The organism is Pseudomonas muyukensis (assembly GCF_019139535.1).
Lineage (GTDB): Bacteria > Pseudomonadota > Gammaproteobacteria > Pseudomonadales > Pseudomonadaceae > Aquipseudomonas > Aquipseudomonas muyukensis.
Window position 1 is genome coordinate 1604779 of sequence record NZ_CP077073.1, and the last position, 18207, is coordinate 1622985.

General features: G+C 67.1%; 15 protein-coding genes. 10 read left to right on the forward strand and 5 right to left on the reverse strand.

Features of this window, described 5'->3' with window-relative positions; all coding sequences use genetic code 11:
• The 3 genes from KSS95_RS07285 to KSS95_RS07295 all read left to right on the forward strand — a co-directional run bounded on the left by KSS95_RS07285 (window position 1) and on the right by KSS95_RS07295 (window position 4170).
• Window positions 1-573 (forward strand): RNA polymerase sigma factor, encoded by a 573-nt coding sequence (locus KSS95_RS07285; RefSeq protein ID WP_217852886.1) that lies wholly within the window; start codon window positions 1-3, stop codon window positions 571-573.
• Complete coding sequence (locus tag KSS95_RS07290) at window positions 570-1541, forward strand: FecR family protein (protein ID WP_217852888.1); 972 nt, start codon at window positions 570-572, stop codon at window positions 1539-1541. Before KSS95_RS07285 ends, KSS95_RS07290 begins: the two co-directional genes overlap by 4 nt.
• Before the next feature lie 235 nt (window positions 1542-1776).
• A complete protein-coding gene (locus KSS95_RS07295; protein ID WP_217852890.1) occupies window positions 1777-4170 on the forward strand; it encodes a TonB-dependent siderophore receptor in 2394 nt (797 codons plus the stop codon).
• A 115-nt stretch (window positions 4171-4285) separates the two neighbouring features.
• Here the strand turns inward: KSS95_RS07295 and KSS95_RS07300 are convergent, their stop codons facing one another.
• A complete protein-coding gene (locus KSS95_RS07300; protein ID WP_217852892.1) occupies window positions 4286-5161 on the reverse strand; it encodes a helix-turn-helix domain-containing protein in 876 nt (291 codons plus the stop codon).
• Between the two features lie 230 nt (window positions 5162-5391).
• On the opposite strand from KSS95_RS07300, the gene KSS95_RS07305 reads away from it, so the two are divergent.
• Window positions 5392-6291: a DMT family transporter gene (locus KSS95_RS07305; protein WP_217852894.1), complete on the forward strand. Its 900-nt coding sequence runs from the start codon at window positions 5392-5394 to the stop codon at window positions 6289-6291.
• Between the two features lie 276 nt (window positions 6292-6567).
• Here the strand turns inward: KSS95_RS07305 and KSS95_RS07310 are convergent, their stop codons facing one another.
• Together KSS95_RS07310 and KSS95_RS07315 are read right to left on the reverse strand one after the other, a co-directional pair.
• Window positions 6568-7542, reverse strand: coding sequence for a 2-hydroxyacid dehydrogenase (locus KSS95_RS07310; protein ID WP_217852896.1), 975 nt, complete (start codon window positions 7540-7542; stop codon window positions 6568-6570).
• 211 nt (window positions 7543-7753) lie between these two features.
• Window positions 7754-8701: a LysR family transcriptional regulator gene (locus tag KSS95_RS07315; RefSeq protein WP_217852898.1), complete on the reverse strand. Its 948-nt coding sequence runs from the start codon at window positions 8699-8701 to the stop codon at window positions 7754-7756.
• A gap of 180 nt (window positions 8702-8881) precedes the next feature.
• On the opposite strand from KSS95_RS07315, the gene KSS95_RS07320 reads away from it, so the two are divergent.
• The 4 genes from KSS95_RS07320 to KSS95_RS07335 are packed head-to-tail and all read left to right on the forward strand — an operon-like array spanning window position 8882 to window position 13658.
• Window positions 8882-10408, forward strand: coding sequence for an efflux transporter outer membrane subunit (locus KSS95_RS07320; RefSeq protein WP_217852899.1), 1527 nt, complete (start codon window positions 8882-8884; stop codon window positions 10406-10408).
• Window positions 10405-12582 carry an FUSC family protein gene (locus KSS95_RS07325; protein WP_217852901.1) on the forward strand — a complete coding sequence of 726 codons (2178 nt, stop codon included), beginning with the start codon at window positions 10405-10407 and terminating at the stop codon, window positions 12580-12582. Before KSS95_RS07320 ends, KSS95_RS07325 begins: the two co-directional genes overlap by 4 nt.
• A gap of 4 nt (window positions 12583-12586) precedes the next feature.
• Window positions 12587-12787 (forward strand): DUF1656 domain-containing protein, encoded by a 201-nt coding sequence (locus KSS95_RS07330; RefSeq protein ID WP_028689551.1) that lies wholly within the window; start codon window positions 12587-12589, stop codon window positions 12785-12787.
• Window positions 12788-12797: 10 nt separating this feature from the next.
• Window positions 12798-13658 carry an efflux RND transporter periplasmic adaptor subunit gene (locus KSS95_RS07335; RefSeq protein ID WP_217852903.1) on the forward strand — a complete coding sequence of 287 codons (861 nt, stop codon included), beginning with the start codon at window positions 12798-12800 and terminating at the stop codon, window positions 13656-13658.
• Between the two features lie 93 nt (window positions 13659-13751).
• On the opposite strand, the gene KSS95_RS07340 is transcribed toward KSS95_RS07335, so the two are convergent.
• Window positions 13752-14528, reverse strand: a complete 777-nt coding sequence (locus KSS95_RS07340) for an enoyl-CoA hydratase (protein WP_217852904.1) — start codon at window positions 14526-14528, stop codon at window positions 13752-13754.
• Window positions 14529-14543: 15 nt separating this feature from the next.
• On the reverse strand, window positions 14544-15008 hold the full coding sequence (locus KSS95_RS07345) for a universal stress protein (protein ID WP_217852906.1): 465 nt from the start codon (window positions 15006-15008) through the stop codon (window positions 14544-14546).
• Between the two features lie 170 nt (window positions 15009-15178).
• Here KSS95_RS07345 and KSS95_RS07350 point away from each other — a divergent pair, with 170 nt between their 5' ends.
• Window positions 15179-16084, forward strand: coding sequence for a LysR family transcriptional regulator (locus KSS95_RS07350; RefSeq protein ID WP_134691164.1), 906 nt, complete (start codon window positions 15179-15181; stop codon window positions 16082-16084).
• A gap of 550 nt (window positions 16085-16634) precedes the next feature.
• Window positions 16635-18191: an MFS transporter gene (locus KSS95_RS07355; RefSeq protein WP_217852908.1), complete on the forward strand. Its 1557-nt coding sequence runs from the start codon at window positions 16635-16637 to the stop codon at window positions 18189-18191.
• The last annotated feature ends 16 nt before the right edge of the window (window positions 18192-18207 follow it).

Here is an 18207-nt window from a genome sequence, read left to right on the forward strand (position 1 = left end):
TTGAGCGAGCCGGGAGAGGTGATCGACGCCGAGGCCGACAACGCCGGCCGGGCGCGCTTCGTCCAGGTGTTCCTGGCCCAGCGGGCGCGCATGGAGGCGCTGGTGAGCCGACGCATCGGGTGCCGAGCCACCGCCTCGGACCTGGTCCAGGACCTGTTCCTGCGCTTCTGGCGCCGCCCCGAGGTCAAGGTCGAGGCCCTCGACACCTACCTGCTGCGCAGCGCCGGCAACCTGGCCATCGACTACCTGCGCAGCGAAGGTTCGCGTGATCGCGCCACCGAAGGCCTGCATGGCAACGACGACGAGCCCGGCACCCAGGCGCCCGAGCAGGCGCTGGAAGTTGCCCACGACCTGCAACGCATCGAGTCGGCGTTGCGCGCCTTGCCCGAGCGTACCCGGCAGATCTTCCTGCTCAACCGCATCCACGGCTGTACCTACGGCGAGATCGCCCGGGCCATGCAGCTGTCCCAGAGCGCGGTGGAAAAGCATATGATGCGCGCCCTCGAAGCGTGCAAGGCGAGCATCGCCGAGTCCGCGTCCCCACTGCGCCGGCCAGGGAGTGCCCGTCGATGAATGTTGAGCCGCCGATCACTGCCGAACAGTCCCGCGCCGCCCTGGGTTGGCTGGGGCGCATCAACCAGCAGGCCGAGCAGGCCCATGGCGCGGCGTTCAAGCGCTGGCTGCTGGAGGACCCCGCTCATCGCCGTGCCTATGCCCAGGCCGAGGCCCTGTGGCGCCTGAGCGAAGCCCCGGCGGCGCGCCTGGCCGCCGAAGAGCAGGCTAGCCTGCGCCAGTACCTGGAGGCGATGCGGCGTCCCCGTCGCCCCAGGCATTGGCGGCGTTTCGCGGTTGCGGCTTGCCTGGTGCTTGGGGTGGGCAGCGTGGCGGGTTGGCATCCACAGGCCTGGCTGCAGGACCTGCGCGCCGACTACAGCAGCGCTGAACAGGTGCGCCAGGTGACCCTGGCGGATCGCTCGCAGCTGACGCTGGATGCTGGCAGTGCGGTGGCCGTGGACTTTGGCCATGGCGAGCGGCGGGTGCGGCTGCTCAGGGGCACGGCGTTCTTCGAAGTGACCCATACCGGGCAGCCGTTTCTGGTCGAGGCCGGTGGCGGCGAGGTGCGTGTGCTGGGGACGCAGTTCGCCGTGCGCAAGCAGGGCGCTGGAGCCCAGGTGACCGTGCGCAGCGGGCGGGTGGCGGTGACGGCGGCCGCAGGGCAGCAGGCCCGGGAGCTGACCGCCAACCAGCAGTTGGCCTACGCCGGGGGTGTGGTCGGTGCTGTCGAGGCAGTGGACAGCGAGGGGCGGCTGGCCTGGCGCCAGGGGTGGTTGAATTACTACCAGGTGCCGCTGGGGCAGGTGGTCGAGGACCTGGGGCGTTACTACCCGGGGCGGATCCTGTTGCTCGATGGCGAGTTGGCGCAGCGCAAGGTCAGTGGCAGTTTTCCGGTGACGGAGCCGCTGGCGGCGCTGGATTCGCTGGGCAAGGTGCTGGGCTTTTCGCGGCAGACGCTGCTGGGGCGGCTGACGGTGTTGCGCTGATATTCAGCCCCCAAACGCAGGTGCTGTAGGAGCCAGCCTTGCTGGCGAACACCGGCGACGCGGTGGATGGCACCGGCGGTGCCGGTGTTCGCCGGCAAGGCCGGCTCCTACGGTGATCGCGCAGTGGCGCAAAAAATTTTGAGCAGGGGGGTGAGGTACTTCATCACGGCATCCGTGTAGTGAGTGGAAGTGCGATTCATTCGCAAACGTTCATTCCTCTCACAGGTCAGCGTCCATGAAGTTCACCCCGCGTTGCGTCACTCTCTGGTTCGGGCTCTGCACCTTGCCCGCCCTGGCCCTGGCCCCCCAGGCCCTGGCCGAGCAGCAGCGCCAGGCCTATGCCTTCGCCCAGCCGAGCCAGCCGCTGGCCCAGGCGCTCAACGCCTTCAGCCGGGCCACCGGGCAAAGCGTGGTCTACACCCTGGAACTGCCACGGCAACAGGCGCCCGCGCTCAATGGCACGTTCAGCGCCGAGCAGGCCCTGCAACAACTGCTGGGCAATGCCGGGCTGGCCTGGCGCCGCCTCGACGCCCGCACCCTGACCCTGGAACCTGTCGACACCTCCGGTGCGCTGAACCTGCAGGCCACCACCATCAATTCGCAGATGGACGAGTACAGCTACCAGCCGCCGGCCAGCGCCTCGATCATGCGCGGCCAGGGTTCGACCCTGGAGATTCCCCAGGCAATCAACGTGGTGCCGGCCCAGGTGATCCGCGACCAGGCGCCACGCAACCTGGACGACGCGCTGTACAACGTCAGCGGCATCACCCAGGGCAACAACTTCGGCGGCACCGCCGACACTGTGATGAAGCGCGGCTTCGGCGACAACCGCGACGGCTCGATCATGCGCGACGGCATGCCGCTGGTGCAGGGCCGCGCGCTCAATGCCAGCAGCGAGCGGGTGGAAGTGCTCAAGGGCCCGGCGTCGCTGCTGTATGGCATCCAGGACCCGGGCGGGGTGATCAACGTGGTCAGCAAGCGCCCGCAATTGCAGCAGTACAACGCCCTCACCCTGCGTGGCTCGACCTATGGCAGTGGCAAGAACGGCAGCGGTGGCGGCTTTGACAGCACCGGGGCGCTGGGCGACAGCCCGTTCGCCTACCGGCTGATCGTCGACCATGAGGACGAAGACTACTGGCGCAACTATGGCGTGCACCGCGAATCGCTGCTGGCGCCGTCGCTGGCCTGGTACGGCGAGGACACGCAAGTGGTGCTGGCCTACGAGCACCGCGAATTCCTCTCGCCGTTCGACCGCGGCACGGCCATCAGCAACCGCACCAACCACCCGCTGGACATCCCCGCCACGCGCCGCCTCGACGAGCCGTTCAACGACATGCAGGGGCGCTCCGACCTGTACCGCCTGGAGGTCGATCACCGGCTCGCCGACGACTGGAAATTGCACGTCGGCTACAGCTTCAACCGCGAAACCTACGATGCCAGCCAGGTGCGCGTGACCGGCGTCAATGACGCGCGCGGCACGCTCACCCGCAGTATCGACGGCACCCACGGCGCCATGAGCCGCGACCAGTTCGCCACCTTCAGCCTTAACGGCAGCGTGCAACTGGCGGGGCTGCAGCACGACCTGCTGGTGGGGGTCGACCATGAGGACCGCAAGGTCTACCGCGCCGACCTGATCCGCCAGGCCAGCCGCTCGACCTTCAGCTACCTCGACCCGGTGTACGGCCGCGAAGTCGAAGGCAGCACCGTGCGCGCCAGCGACAGCGACCAGACCGACAAGCTGCGCACCGACGCGCTGTTCTTCCAGGATGCCCTGCACCTGGACGAGCACTGGATCCTGGTGGCGGGTGCGCGCCTGCAGCAGTACGACCAGTACGCCGGCCGTGGCCGCCCGTTCAGTGCCAACACCGATACCCGTGACCGCGCTTGGGTGCCCCACGCGGGGGTCGTGTACAAGGTGGACGAGCAGTTGTCGTTCTATGGCAGCTACAGCGAGTCGTTCAAGCCCAACTCCAGCATCGCGCCGTTGACCGGCGGGCGGGTGCTGGACTCGTCGGTCGCCCCGGAAGAGGGCAAGTCCTGGGAGCTGGGGGCCAAGCTCGACATGCCCGGGCGGCTCTCCGGCACGCTGGCGCTGTTCGACATCACCAAGCGCAATGTGCTGGTGTCCAACTTCGATAGCAACACCGGCGAAACCTTGTACAGCAACGCCGGTGAAGTGAGCTCCCGTGGCGTCGAGCTGGACCTGGCCGGCCAGCTCAGCGAGCGCTGGAGCCTGATCGGCGCCTATGCCTTCACCGATGCCGAGGTGACCCAGGACCCGGACCTGAAGGGCAACCGCTTGCAGAACGTCGCCCGCCACAGCGGCTCGCTGTCGGCGGTGTACGACTACGGCAGTTTGTTCGGCGGTGATCGACTGCGCCTGGGAGCGGGTGCCCGTTATGTAGGGGAGCGTGCGGGGAATGCGACCAACGACTTCGACCTGCCGGCCTATACCGTCGCCGACGCCTTCGCCAGCTACGAGACCCAGCTCGACGAGCACAAGGTGCGTTTGCAACTGAACGTGAAGAACCTGTTCGACAAGGTGTACTACAGCTCGGCGGTGAATCGGTATTTCGTGGCGATCGGCGATGCGCGGCAGGTGAGCCTGTCGAGTACCTTCGAGTTCTAGCGCACTGGCACTGTAGGAGCCAGCCTTGCTGGCGATGCAAGGCGCAGCCTTGCCCTGTACCTTGAGGACGCCTTCGCCAGCAAGGCTGGCTCCTACAGTTGCGTGTACACCAGGATCAACCGGCGAACGCTGCCCGGTACTCCCCCGGCGTCGCCCCCAGCGCCTGCCGGAACCGGTTGCTGAAATGGCTGGCGCTGGCGAACCCGCACAGCAGCGCCACCTGCCCCAGCGCCAGGTCGCCCAGGCGCAGCAGCTCGCAGGCCCGGTGCAGGCGCCTGGCCAACAGGTACTGATGCGGCGGCAGGCCGAAGCTGGTGCGGAACATCCGCGCGAAGTGGTATTCGGACAGGTTGCAGCGCAACGCCAGCTCGCCGAGGGTCAATGGCTGGTCGAGGTGGGTCTCGATGTACTCCACCAACTGCCGGCGCAGATGGGGCGCCAGCCCGCCCTTGAGCTTCAGCCCTTCGCGCAACCCGGCCTGGTGCAGCACGGCATGGTCGATGATGGCATGGGCCAGGCTGCTGGCCAGCAGGCGTTCGCCGGGCTCGGCCCAGTCCAGGTGGATCAACTGGTGGAAGCGCCGGGCCTGTTGCGGGTCGTCGAGAAAGGTTTCTTCGCGCAGCTGCATCTCCCGGGGCTCGCGGTCGAGCAGGCGAGCGCAGCCGAGGGCGAACTGTTCCTCGCTGATGTACAGGTGGGCCAGGCGGATCGAGCCGTTGATCACCCAGTTCGACTCGTGGCCGGCGGGCATGACGCACAGTTTGTCCGGCGCGCCTTTGTCGGCCGGGCGCTGGCGGCGGAAGGTGCCGGTGCCCTCGGCGATGTAGCAGGACAGGGTGTGGTGGCTGGGGGCCTGGTAGTCGCGGGCGTCGTGGCGGTTGCTCCACAGCGCCGCCGCCAGCCCGTCGCCCAGGTGCGCGCTCAGCTCCAGGCGGGCGTGGGGCGAGGCGTTCAGGGCGTTGAAGACCTGCAGGTGATCGAGTGCGGGCATGGGCGGTTCCTCTGGCGCCCATCGTACTGCGCGCGGGGCGCGCTGGCAGCTACCTGGGGTGGAAAAGCGCAAGTTTGTGCAAGCCGGAACAACCAGGGCGTTGGAAACTGGCAGTGGGCATGTCGTCTCGGTTGTTCGCCGGCAAGCCGGCTCCTACAGCGCCCCCGTAGGAGCCGGCTTGCCGGCGAAGGCCGCAACGCGGCCCTTGGCTCAACACCCGGAGGACCGCCATGAACCTGTCGCTCTACCTGCTCACCGTCCTGATCTGGGGCACCACCTGGATCGCCCTGAAATGGCAGCTGGGCACGGTCGCCATCCCGGTGTCGATCGTCTACCGCTTTGCCCTGGCCGGGCTGATCCTGTTCGCCTTCCTGCTGCTCACCCGCCGCCTGCAGCCGATGAACCGGCGTGGCCACCTGGTGTGCCTGGCCCAGGGCTTTTGCCTGTTCTGCGTCAACTTCCTGTGTTTTCTCACCGCCAGCCAGTGGGTCGCCAGCGGCCTGATCGCCGTGGTGTTCTCCACCGCCACCTTGTGGAATGCCATCAATGCGCGGCTGTTCTTCGGCCAGAAGATCGCCGCCAACGTCTTGGGCGGTGGCGCCTTGGGCCTGCTCGGCCTGGGCTTGCTGTTCTGGCCGGAGCTGTCGCACCACGCCGCCAGCCGTGAAACCCTGTACGGCTTGGGGCTGGGCCTGCTCGGCACCTTGTGCTTCTCGGCGGGCAACATGCTGTCCAGCGTGCAGCAGAAGGCCGGGCTCAGGCCCATGACCACCAATGCCTGGGGCATGCTCTATGGCGCCTCGATGCTGGCGCTGTACTGCGTGCTCAGCGGCATTCCCTTCACCATGGAGTGGAATACCCGCTATGTCGGCGCGCTGCTGTACCTGGTGATCCCAGGCTCGGTGATCGCCTTCACCGCCTACCTGACCCTGGTCGGGCGCATGGGGCCGGAGCGGGCGGCGTATTGCACGGTGCTGTTCCCGCTGGTGGCGCTGAATGTGTCGGCGGTGGCCGAGGGGTACCAGTGGACGGCGCCGGCGTTGCTGGGGCTGGTGGCGGTGATGGCGGGGAATGTGCTGGTGTTTCGCAAGCCCAAGGCCAGGACTGAGGTCGTGGCGTTGGCACGTTGAATGACGGATGGCGCCCTGGGGGAGTACATCGGGCGGTGATCGCTATCTTCCCGTCAACCGCCCCCTGTAGGAGCCAGCCTTGCTGGCGAACCAGGCGCCGCGATGATGGCACCGGCAAGCCGGCTCCTACGCCGTCTGCGACCTGACCGCCCGTAGGAGCCAGCCTTGCTGGCGAACAGCGCCGCGCACAGATCTCAGGCTTGCGTTGGCTCCAGTTCGCCAGCGACGCTGGCTCCTACAAGGGCGCGCCAACCGGCAGGAAACGGCGAACGCGCTTCAGTGCTTCCACACCTGCGGGTTCACCAGGTCCCGTGGCCGCTCACCCAGTAGCGCCGCGCGCAGGTTGTCCACCGCCCGGTTGGCCATGGCCTCGCGGGTTTCGGCGGTGGCCGAGCCTATGTGTGGCAGGGTCAGGGCGTTGGGCAGCTTGAACAGCGGCGAGTCGGCGAGCGGCTCTTTCTCGTACACGTCCAGCCCGGCGCCGCGGATCGTGCCGTTTTGCAGCGCCTCGACCAGCGCTGCCTCGTCCACCACCGGGCCGCGGGCGATGTTGATCAGGAACGCGCTGGGCTTCATCCGTTTCAGCTCACGGGCCCCGATCAGCTTGCGGGTGGCCTCGGACAGCGGCACCACGATGCAGACGAAATCCGCCTCGGCCAGCAGCGCGTCCAGGCTGCGGTACTGCGCGCCGAGCTCCTGCTCCAGCGCGGCCTTGCGGCTGTTGCCGGTGTACAGCACCTGCATGTTGAAACCGAAGCGCCCGCGCCGGGCGATGGCGGCGCCGATGTTGCCCAGGCCGACGATGCCCAGTGTCTTGCCGTGCACATCGCTGCCGAAGTGCGCCGGGCCCACGGTGGCCTGCCACTGGCCGGCCTTGGTCCAGGCGTCCAGCTCGGCGGTGCGCCGGGCGCAGCCCATGACCAGGGCGAAACCCAGGTCGGCGGTGCTTTCGGTGAGCACGTCGGGGGTGTTGGTCAGGGCGATGCCGCGTTCGTTGAAGTAGTCCAGGTCATAGTTGTCGTAGCCGACCGAGACGCTGGACACCACCTCCAGCTTACCGGCGCCTTCGAGCTGCGCGCGGCCGAGCTTGCGGCCTACGCCGATCAGGCCGTGGGCCTCGGGCAGGGCTTCGTTGAACTGGGCGGCGATGTCGCCCAGCTTGGGGTTGGGCACGATCAGGTTGAAGTCGTGTTGCAGGCGCTCGGCTGAGGCCTGGGTGATGCGGCTGAAGGCCAGGACGGTCTTTTTCATCGGGCTGCTTCTCTGCAAGGCGCAAGGACGGAGTCGGGCGCAGAGGGGGCCGCGTTGCGGCCCATCGCGGATAAATCCGCGCCCACCTGTTTTCTGTAGGAGCGGATTTATCCGCGAGGGAGGGCGAAGCCCTCCCATGGCCCTGTCTGCCAGACGCTGGAATCAATGGTTAGCAACCTACCATTGGCCCCACCTCCAATGCAGCCCTTTTTCAATTGCCGACCCGTAACTCATGGGTCTTCAGGTCGGCCTCATGGGCGGCAAGAATCTCCGGCAGCGAGTTGCGCAGGTACTCGACCCAGGTCTTGATCTTGGCATCCAGGTACTGGCGCGACGGGTAGATCGCGTACAGGTTCAGCTCCTGCAGGCGGTACTGCGGCAGGATCCGCACCAGGCTGCCGTCGCGCAGGCCGTCGATGGCGGTGTAGATCGGCAGCACGCCCACGCCCATGCCGCTGCGGATCGCGGTTTTCATCGCATCGGCCGAGTTCACCTGGAACGGCGAGGTAGTGATGTTGACCACCTCCTGGCCTTCGGGCCCGTCGAACAGCCATTTTTCCAAAGGAATCACCGGGCTGACCATGCGCAGGCAGGCGTGCTTGAGCAAATCGGCGGGCTTGTGGGCGAAGCCGTGGCGCGCCACGTAGTCGGGCGAGGCGCAGACGATGCTGTAGGTGATGCCCAGGCGCTGGGAGACGAAGCCGGAGTCCGGCAGCTCGCTGGCCAGGACGATGGACACGTCGTAGCCCTCGTCGAGCAGGTCGGGCACGCGGTTGGCCATGGTCAGGTCGAAGGTGACGTCCGGATGCGACTCGCGGTAGCGAGCGATGGCGTCGACCACGAAGTGCTGGCCGACCCCGGTCATCGAGTGCACCTTCAACTGCCCGGCGGGGCGGGCGTGGGCATCGCTGGCCTCGGCCTCGGCTTCTTCCACAAAAGTAAGAATCTGCTCGCAGCGCATCAGGTAGCGCTTGCCGGCTTCGGTCAGCGCGATGCGCCGGGTGGTGCGGTTGAGCAGGCGGGTTTGCAGATGGGCTTCCAGGTTGGAGACCGCCCGCGACACGTTCGCGGTGGTCGTATCCAGTTGCGCCGCGGCAGCGGTGAAGCTGCCGAGCTGGGCCACGCAACTGAAAGCACGCATGTTTTGCAGGGTGTCCATGGGTCACTCTCGGTTTAGAGGACAAAATTGTGACATGAAGTAACGTGATGTCGCTTCCGACTAAAGCCGGATTATCGCTGTTTTGGTAACAAAGATTCGCAGGAATATACGCTTATCGCCAATCCACGCGCCCCCTAGAATTGCTCGGCCCCTCCACCTCTTCCTCGGGAAATCGCAGCTGTGCCGCGTCGCCACATCAGAGCGCTCCATGCGTTCAGTGCCTGTGCCCTTTGTCTCACCTTGAGCGGCTGTATCGGAACCTGGGGCATCGCCCCGCAAAGCAAGACCCTTCAAGCCAACCAACTGACCACCGACGAGGCGATCCGCGAGGCCGCGCGTGATGCCCACTGGCCGGCCCAGCAGTGGTGGCGCGCCTATGCCGACCCGCAGCTCGACGGCTGGGTCGCCCAGGCCCTGGCCGGCAGCCCGAGCCTGGCCATGGCGGCCGCCCGGGTGCGTGAAGCCAAGGCCATGGCCGGGGTGGTCGAGTCGGCGGAAAAACTCCAGGCCAACGGCAACGCCACGCTCAAGCGCCACAACTGGCCGGAAGATCAGTTCTACGGCCCCGGCGCGCTGTCGGGCGCCAATACCTGGGATAACAATGCCAGCATCGGCTTGAGCTACGCGCTGGACCTGTGGGGCCGTGAGCGCAATGCCAGCGAGCAGGCCGTGGACCAGGCGCACATGCGTGTCGCCGAAGCGCGCCAGGCCCAGCTGGAGCTGGAAAACAACGTGGTGCGCAGCTACATCCAGCTCAGCCTGCACTTCGCCCGGCGCGACATCGTCCAGGCCGAACTGGCCCAGCAGGAACAGATCCTGGCCCTGGCCCAGCGCCGCCTCGACGCCGGCATCGGCACGCATTTCGAAGTCAGCCAGGCCGAGGCGCCACTGCCTGAGACCCATCGCCAGCTCGACAGCCTCAACGAGGACATCGCCCTGACCCGCAACCAGCTTGCGGCCCTGGCCGGCAAGGGCCCGGGGGAGGGCGCGCAACTGCAGCGCCCGAGCCTGACCCTTGGCGCGCCGTTGCAGCTGCCGTCGAACCTGCCCGCCGAACTGGTCGGCCAGCGCCCCGACGTGGTCGCCAGCCGCTGGCAGGTGGCGGCCCAGGCCCGGGGCATCGACGTCGCCCACGCCGGCTTCTTGCCCAATGTCGACCTGGTCGGCAGCCTCGGCTTCATGGCCACCGGCGGTGGCCCGCTGGAGTTCCTCACCGGGCGCAAGTTCAACTACAACGTCGGCCCGGCCATCAGCCTGCCGATCTTCGACGGTGGCCGCCTGCGTTCGCAGCTGGGCGTGGCCTCGGCTGGCTACGACGTGGCCGTGGCACGCTACAACCAGACGGTGATCGGTGCGTTGAAGCACATCTCCGACCAGTTGATCCGCCGCGAGTCGATGAAGGAGCAGGCGCACTTCGCCGCACAGAGCGTGGCCGCCGCGCAGAAGACCTACGACATTGCCACCGTCGCCTTCGAGCGCGGCCTGACCGACTACCTCAACGTGCTCAACGCGCAGACCCTGCTGTTCCGTCAGCAGCAAGTGCAACAGCAGGTCCAGGCCGCGCGCCTGGTGGCCCACGCCGAACTGGTCACTGCCCTGGGCGGGGGCCTGGAGGCAGGCCGCGACGTGCCGGACGAACAGCGCCAGGCCGCACCGAAAACCCCGGCCAGCCTGGCCATCTTCGATGCGGCGGAGCACGCCGAATGAGCACACCGAGCTTGCTCCTGCGCTGGCTGCAGAGCTTGGAGTGGCGCCGCGGCTTCTTTGCCTGGGCGCGCACCGACGGCGTCACCTGGGTGTATATCTTCAAGGTCCTGGCCGCCGCTTTCATCACCCTGTGGCTGGCCATGCGCCTGGAACTGCCGCAGCCGCGCACGGCGATGATCACCGTGTTCATCGTCATGCAGCCGCAAAGCGGCCACGTGTTCGCCAAGAGCTTCTACCGGGTGCTCGGCACCCTGGCCGGCTCGGCGATGATGATCGCGCTGATTGCGATCTTCCCGCAGAACACCGAACTGTTCCTGCCCAGCCTGGCCCTGTGGGTCGGCCTGTGCTCGGCCGGCGCCATGCGCTACCGCACCTTCCGCGCCTATGGCTTCGTGCTGGCTGGCTACACCGCGGCGATGATCGGCCTGCCGGTGCTGGAGCACCCCGACCAGGCGTTCATGGCGGCGGTGTGGCGGGTGCTGGAAATCGCCCTGGGCATCCTGGTGTCGACCTTCGTCAGCGCCGCGATCCTGCCGCAGTCGGCCAGCGCCGCCATGCGCAATGCCTTGTACCAGCGCTTCGGCACCTTCGCCGCGGTGGTGGTCGAGGCCCTGCGCGGCGACAGCCAGCGCGACCGCTATGAAACCAGCAACGTGCGTTTCGTCGCCGAGGCAGTGGGCCTGGAGAGCCTGCGCAACGTCACGGCCTTCGAAGACCCACACATGCGCCGGCGCTCTGGCCGATTGGTGCGCATGAACAGCGAGTTCATGGCCATCACCACCCGCTTCAACGCCCTGCACCGGCTGCTCGAGCGCCTGCGCGCGCGGGGCCCGCTGCAGATCGTCGGTGCGATCGAACCGGGTATCGAAACCCTCGCGCAATTGCTCCAGCCCTACGTTGGCCGCGCCCTCACCGATGCCGACGCGCTGCGCCTGGCACTGGAGCTGGGCAGCTACAAGGAAGGCTTGCAGGCGCAGGTGCGGGGCCTGCGCGCCGACTACCTGGAGACCGGCCCCAGCGAGTCCGACCTGCTCGATTTCCACACGGCGTTCGAGCTGCTGTACCGCTTCGTCGACGAGATGTACAGCTACGCCGAGACCCACGCCTCGCTGGCCGTGCACAAGCATGAGCGCGAGCACTGGGACGAGCCCTATGTGGCCCAGACCAGCTGGCTGGTGTCGTTGGCCGCCGGCGTGCGGGCCTCGGCGGTGCTGTTGCTGTTGGGCAGCTACTGGCTGCTCAGCGACTGGCCCAGCGGCGCCATGATGACGCTGATCGCCACCGTCACCGTGTGCCTGTCGGCCGCCTCGCCGAACCCCAAGCGCATGTCGTTCCAGATGGCCTGCGGCACGGCGATCGGCGCCTTCGTCGGCTTCTTCGAGACCTTCTTCGTGTTCCCCTGGATCGATGGCTTCGCGCTGCTGTGCATGGTCCTGGCGCCGGTCTTCGTGCTCGGCGCCTTCCTCGCCTCGCGCCCGGCCTATGCCGGTTACGGCCTGGGCCTGCTGGTGTTCTTCGCCATCGGCTCGGTGCCCAACAACCTGACCGTCTACAACCCCTACACCTTCATCAACGACTACATCGGCATGGTCATCGGCATGTTCGTCTGCGCCGCCGCCGGGGCGATCATCCTGCCGCCCAACAGCCGCTGGTTGTGGAGCCGCCTGGAGCAGGCGTTGCGCGAGCAGGTGCTGTTCGCCATCGGCGGGCGCCTGCGTGGCCTGGGCTCGGCGTTCGAGAGCCGCACCCGCGACCTGCTGCACCAGGCCTATGGCCTGGCCGCCGGCAAGCCGCAGGTGCAGAGCGAACTGATGGGCTGGATGTTCACGGTGCTGGAGATCGGCCACGCCATCATCGAGCTGCGCAAGGAGCAGGCGCGGGCGCCGATCCACCCGGCCTATGCCGAGTCGCAGCCCTGGCGCCAGGCCATCCGCGTGATGGGCCGCGCCCTGGCGCGCTTGTTCCTGCAGCCCAGCGCCAGCAACCACGAGCGCGCCCTGGTGGCGGTGGACCACGCCATCAGCCGCGTGCAGGCCACCGACGAGCCTTTCGCCCGGCACTTCGACACCTCGGTGCTGCGCCGCGCGCAGAGCTACCTGCACTTCATCCGTTCCTCCCTGCTCGACCCACAGTCGCCGCTGGCACCGGCGAAAGGACTGCACGATGCTCCGTGAAACCATGCCCCGCGAGATCGCCTTCCATGGCGTGTACATGCCCACCATGACCTTGATGTTCCTGTTCGCCCTGGGCCTGGCCTGGGGCCTGGACCGGTTCATCGCCAGCGTGGATGGCTACCGTTTCTTCTGGCACCCGGCGCTGCTGCGCCTGAGCCTGTTCGTCTGCCTGTTCGGCGCCCTGGCGCTGTCGCTCTACTGGTGAGAATCCCTCGATGAAAAAGTTCTTCAGCCTGATCGCCACCCTGCTGGTGCTGGTCGCTGCCGTGGTGATCGGTCGCCAGTTATGGCTGCACTACATGACCACGCCGTGGACCCGTGACGGCCGGGTGCGCGCCGACATCATCAACGTCGCCGCCGATGTGCCGGGCTATGTGGTCGACGTGCCGGTGCTGGACAACCAGCGGGTGAAGAAGGGCGATGTGCTGATGCGCATCGACCCGGAGCACTACCAGCTGGCGGTGGACCAGGCCAAGGCCCTGGTCGCCGCGCGCAAGGCCACCTGGGAGATGCGCAAGGTCAACGCCAAGCGCCGGGCCGACATGGACAACCTGGTGATCTCCAAGGAGAACCGCGACGATGCCAGCAACATCGCCAGCGCCGCGCTGGCCGACTACCAGCACGCCCAGGCGCAGTTGGCCGCGGCCGAGTTGAACCTCAAGCGCACGCAGATCGTCGCCACCGTCGATGGCTACGTGACCAACCTGAACATCCACCGCGGCGACTACGCGCGCACCGGCGAGGCGCTGATGGCGGTGGTGGACGAGCATTCGTTCTGGGTCTACGGCTTCTTCGAGGAGACCAAGCTGCCGCATGTGAAGGTGGGTAACCAGGCCGAGTTGCAGATGATGAGCGGCGAGCGTCTCAAGGGCCATGTGCAGAGCATCGCCCGGGGTATCTATGACCGTGACAACCCGCAGAGCCGCGAGCTGATCGCCGATGTCAACCCGACCTTCAACTGGGTGCGCCTGGCGCAGCGGGTGCCGGTGCGCATCCAGATCGACGAGGTGCCGGAGGGCTTCCTGCTGGCGGCCGGCACCACCTGCACCGTGGTGGTCACGCCGGATAGCGATTGACCTTGACCCGACAACCCTAGGCCGGCCTTGCGGGCGAACAGCGCGTCGTCTGGTTCGCCAGCAAGGCTGACGCCTACGGTTTGGCGCCGAGGCTCAGCGGTGCATGAACTGCGGGGCGCGTTTCTCGGCGAAGGCGGCCATGCCTTCCTTCTGGTCGTCGATGGCGAAGGTGGAGTGGAACAACCGGCGTTCGACCCGCACACCTTCGTTCAGGCTGGTTTCGAAGGCGTGGTTGACTGCCTCCTTGGCCATCATGGTCACCGGGCCGGAATAGCTGGCGATGCGCGCGGCGGCCTGCAGCGCCTCATCGAGCAGCGTGGCATCGCTGACCCGACGGCTGACCAGGCCGCAACGCTCGGCTTCCTCGGCGTCCATGGTACGCCCGGTGAGCACCAGGTCCATGGCCTTGGCCTTGCCGATCGAGCGGGCCAGGCGCTGGCTGCCGCCGGCGCCGGGGATGGTGCCGATCTTGATTTCCGGCTGGCCGAACCGGGCGCTTTCGGCGGCGATGATCATGTCGCACATCAGCGCCAGCTCGCAGCCGCCGCCCAGGGCGTAGCCGGCCACCGCGGCAATGGTGGGCTTGCGAAAGCTCGCCAGGCGCTCCCAGTTCACCGTCACGAAGTCGCTGGTGTAGACCTCCATGTAGCTGCGGTCGCGCATGGCCTTGATGTCGGCGCCGGCGGCGAACACCGTGTCGCCGCCGGTCAGCACCAGGGCGCGCACGCTACGATCCTGCTCCAGGCGCTCGAGCAGCCCGGCCAGTTCTTCCATCAGCTCGCTGCACAGCGCGTTGAGGGCCTCGGGGCGGCTCAGGCGAACCAGCGCGACGGCGCCGAGCTGTTCCAGTTGCAGGTAGTCGAGTTTCATCGGTGTCGTCTCGCTTCAGTGGCGTGGGGGTTGGTGGCGGGCATCGACCAGCACCGGGCAGCCGGCTTCGTCGATGACCTTGCTGGCGATCGAAGGATCGAGCATGCGTTTGAGGCGTGACAGGTGGCGGTGGCCCATGACCACCAGGTCGCTGTTGCGGGCCTTGGCCACCTTGATGATGACCTCGGCCGGCTCGCCGACCTCCTGGCTGCCGGTGGTCGAGAAGCCCGCCTGGGTGAAGGCCTGGATGGCCTCCTGCACGATCTTGTCCGCGTGCAGCTGCTCCTGGGCGGCGGCCGGGTATTCGGTCTGGTCGAAGCGGCTCAGGCGCTGGTCGAATTCCTCCAGGGCGTAGGCGCTGTCGACCGCCAGCAACACATGCAGCAAGTGCTGCTCGGTGTCGCAGAAGCGTTTGACGGTGTCGAGGATGCCTAGGCTGCGCGGGGTGCCATCGATGGCGATCAGTACCGACCGGAACATGGTTACGGATCCATTGGTTATGCAGAAGGCAGGTATTCTTGGGAATGCTTGCATCGGGGTAAATGGTGTACGGTGCAATCACAAGTTGCGTCGTATGCAAAGGCAGGAAAACCGGCAAAGACTGGTAATATTGCAGCGGATTCACCGAAATTCTTGAATGGATGCTTACCATGCACTTTCCGGATATGAACTTGCTGGTCGCACTGGACGCCCTGCTCGACGAGGGCAGCGTGGTCGGGGCGGCACGCCGCATGAACCTCAGCCCGGCGGCCATGAGCCGCACCCTGACGCGGATCCGTCATGCCGTCGGCGACCCGATTCTGGTGCGTGCCGGCCGTGGCCTGGTGCCCACGCCCAAGGCCATGGCCTTGCGCAGCCAGGTCCGCAGTGTGGTCGAGCAGGCCGGCCAGGTCTTCAGCTCCAGCGACGAGGTCGACCTGCCAACCCTGGAACGCTCTTTCAACCTGCGCGCCAACGACGTGTTCATCGCGCCGTTCGCCACGCCGTTGCTGGAAACCATGCGCAAGCAGGCGCCGCGCACCGTGCTGCGCTTCGTGCCCGAAGGCGAGGGCGGCGACGAGGACGAAAGCCTGCGCGATGGGCGCCTGGACCTGTATATCAGCGCCACCCGCAACCTGGGCCCGGAGATCAAGGTGCAGAGCCTGTTCTCCACCACCTTCGTCGGCCTGGCGCGGGTCGACCATCCGATCTTCAACGACGAGATCACCCCGGAGCGCTTCGCCGCCTACGAGCAGATCAGCGTGTCGCGGCGTGGCCGCGCCACCGGGCCGATCGACCAGGCCCTGGCGGGCATGGGCCTGAGCCGGCGGGTGGCGTTGATCACGCCGAGCTTCCACTCGGCGATGTTCTCGCTGCCCGAGTCGGACCTGCTGCTGCCGCTGCCGCAGCATGTGCTGCTCAGTGTCGCCCGGCTGGGCTTGCCGTTGCGCTCGTTCCGCATTCCGATGGCGCTGGAATCGGTGGCCATCATGCAGGCCTGGCACCCGCGTTACGACAACGACCCGGCACACCGCTGGCTGCGCCAGACGCTCAAGGAGTGTTGCAGCAAGCATTGAGTTCGGCGTGGGAGGTTTGGCGCCTAGGCGATCGAGCGCCGCGCGCGCGGGCGCATCGCAGAAGGCGTTCGCCGCAGCATCCTCAGCGCCTACAAGATCGAGCGCCGCCCGCGCGGCGCATCGCGGATGAATCCGCTCCCACATTTGTTGCAACGTGGCCATGCCTGATAGGCCATGGTTGTTAGCCTTGTGTGCTCGACGCGATTGTTGCGTGGGCGTTGCCGCCGCCTCACTGGTCTTGCGCCCTGCGCCAAGGCTGGCAACCATGGCCTTGCAGGTTCGGCGCGTTGCAGCAAATGTGGGAGCGGATTCATCCGCGATGCGCCGCGCGGGCGGCGCTCGATCGCCTGGGCGCCACATCCCTCCTGTGGTACTTATGATTATGTGACTTCATAGTTGTGTTGCATGCAGCATAAAGCTGCGAATATGTCAGTTTTCGACAGCATTGCGCCTCCCTAGACTTGCCGGGTATCTACTTTTCCCGGAGTTCTAAAGCCATGCGTGCCTATCTGCCTCGTCCCGCCCCAGCCCGCGCCACCGGGGCCAGGCCATGACTTCGCTGGCCGCCACGGCTACCGTGGCCGCCCCCGCGAGCGCCGCGGCGCCGGCCCCGGCCAAGCCGGCCGCACCACCGGCGTTCGGCCCGCGCATCGTGGTCGGCCTGGTCGGCGTGCTGCTGGCGGTGCTGTGCGCCGGCCTCAACGAGATGGTCACCAAGATGGCCCTGGCCGATATCCGTGGCGGCATGGGCATCGGCGCCGACGAAGGCTCGTGGCTGGTGGCGCTGTACTCGGCCACCTCGGTGTCGGCCATGGCCTTCGCCCCCTGGTGCTCGGTGACCTTTTCCCTGCGCCGTTTCACCCTCTGCGCCATCGGCGCCTTCGCCGTGCTTGGCCTGTTGTGCCCGTTCGCGCCCAACCAGGAAAGCCTGATGCTGCTGCGCACCCTGCAAGGCTTCGCCGGCGGCGCCTTGCCGCCGATGCTGATGAGCGTGGCGCTGCGTTTCCTGCCGCCGGGCATCAAGCTCTACGGCCTGGCCGGCTATGCCCTGACCGCCACCTTCGGCCCCAGCTTGGGCCTGCCACTGGCCGGCCTGTGGACCGAATACGTCGGCTGGCAGTGGGCCTTCTGGCAGATCATCGTGCCTTCGCTGCTGGCCATGGCCTGCGTGGCCTGGGGCCTGCCGCAGGACCCGCTGCGCCTGGAGCGTTTCAAGCAGTTCGACTGGCGCGGCCTGCTGCTGGGGCTGCCGGCGATCTGCTCGATCGTCATCGGCCTGTCCCAGGGCGACCGTTACGGCTGGTTCAACTCGCCGATGATCTGCTGGTTGCTGGGCGGTGGCCTGGTGCTGCTGGTGCTGTTCATGATCAACGAGTGGTCCCACCCGCTGCCGTTCTTCAAGTTGCAGATGCTCACCAACCGCAACCTCACCCATGCCCTGATCACCCTGGGCGGCGTGCTGGTGGTGCTGTCGGCGGTGATCATCATCCCGTCCAGCTTCCTCGCCCAGATCCAGGGCTACCGCCCGGCACAGACGGGCCCGGTGATGCTGCTGGTGGCCTTGCCGCAGTTGCTGGCGCTGCCGCTGACCGCGGCGCTGTGCAACATCCGCGCGGTGGACTGCCGCTGGGTGCTGGCCATCGGCCTGGGCATGCTGGCGGTCTCTTGCTTTGGCGGCACCTTTGTCACCTCGCAGTGGATCCGCGACAACTTCTACGTGTTGCAGCTGTTCCAGATTTTCGGCCAACCCATGGCGGTGATCCCGCTGCTGATGCTCGCCACCGGCGGTATGACCCCGCAGGACGGCCCGTTCGCCTCGGCCTGGTTCAACACCGTCAAGGGCCTGGCCTCGGTGGTCGCCGCCGGGGTGCTCGACGCGCTGACCACCAGCCGCCGGCATTTCCATTCGAACATGCTGGTGGACAACCTGGGCAACTCGCCGCTGGTCGACGGCAATGCCGCCGGCCTGGCCAAGCGTATTCACGAGCAGGCCGTGGTGCTGACCTCGGCTGACCTCTACCTGTGCATGGCGCTGCTGGCGCTGGCGCTGATCGTGCTGATTCCCTTCGTGCCTACCCGGATCTATCCACCGCGGGCGGTGGCATAGCGTTCTTGTTGAGAGA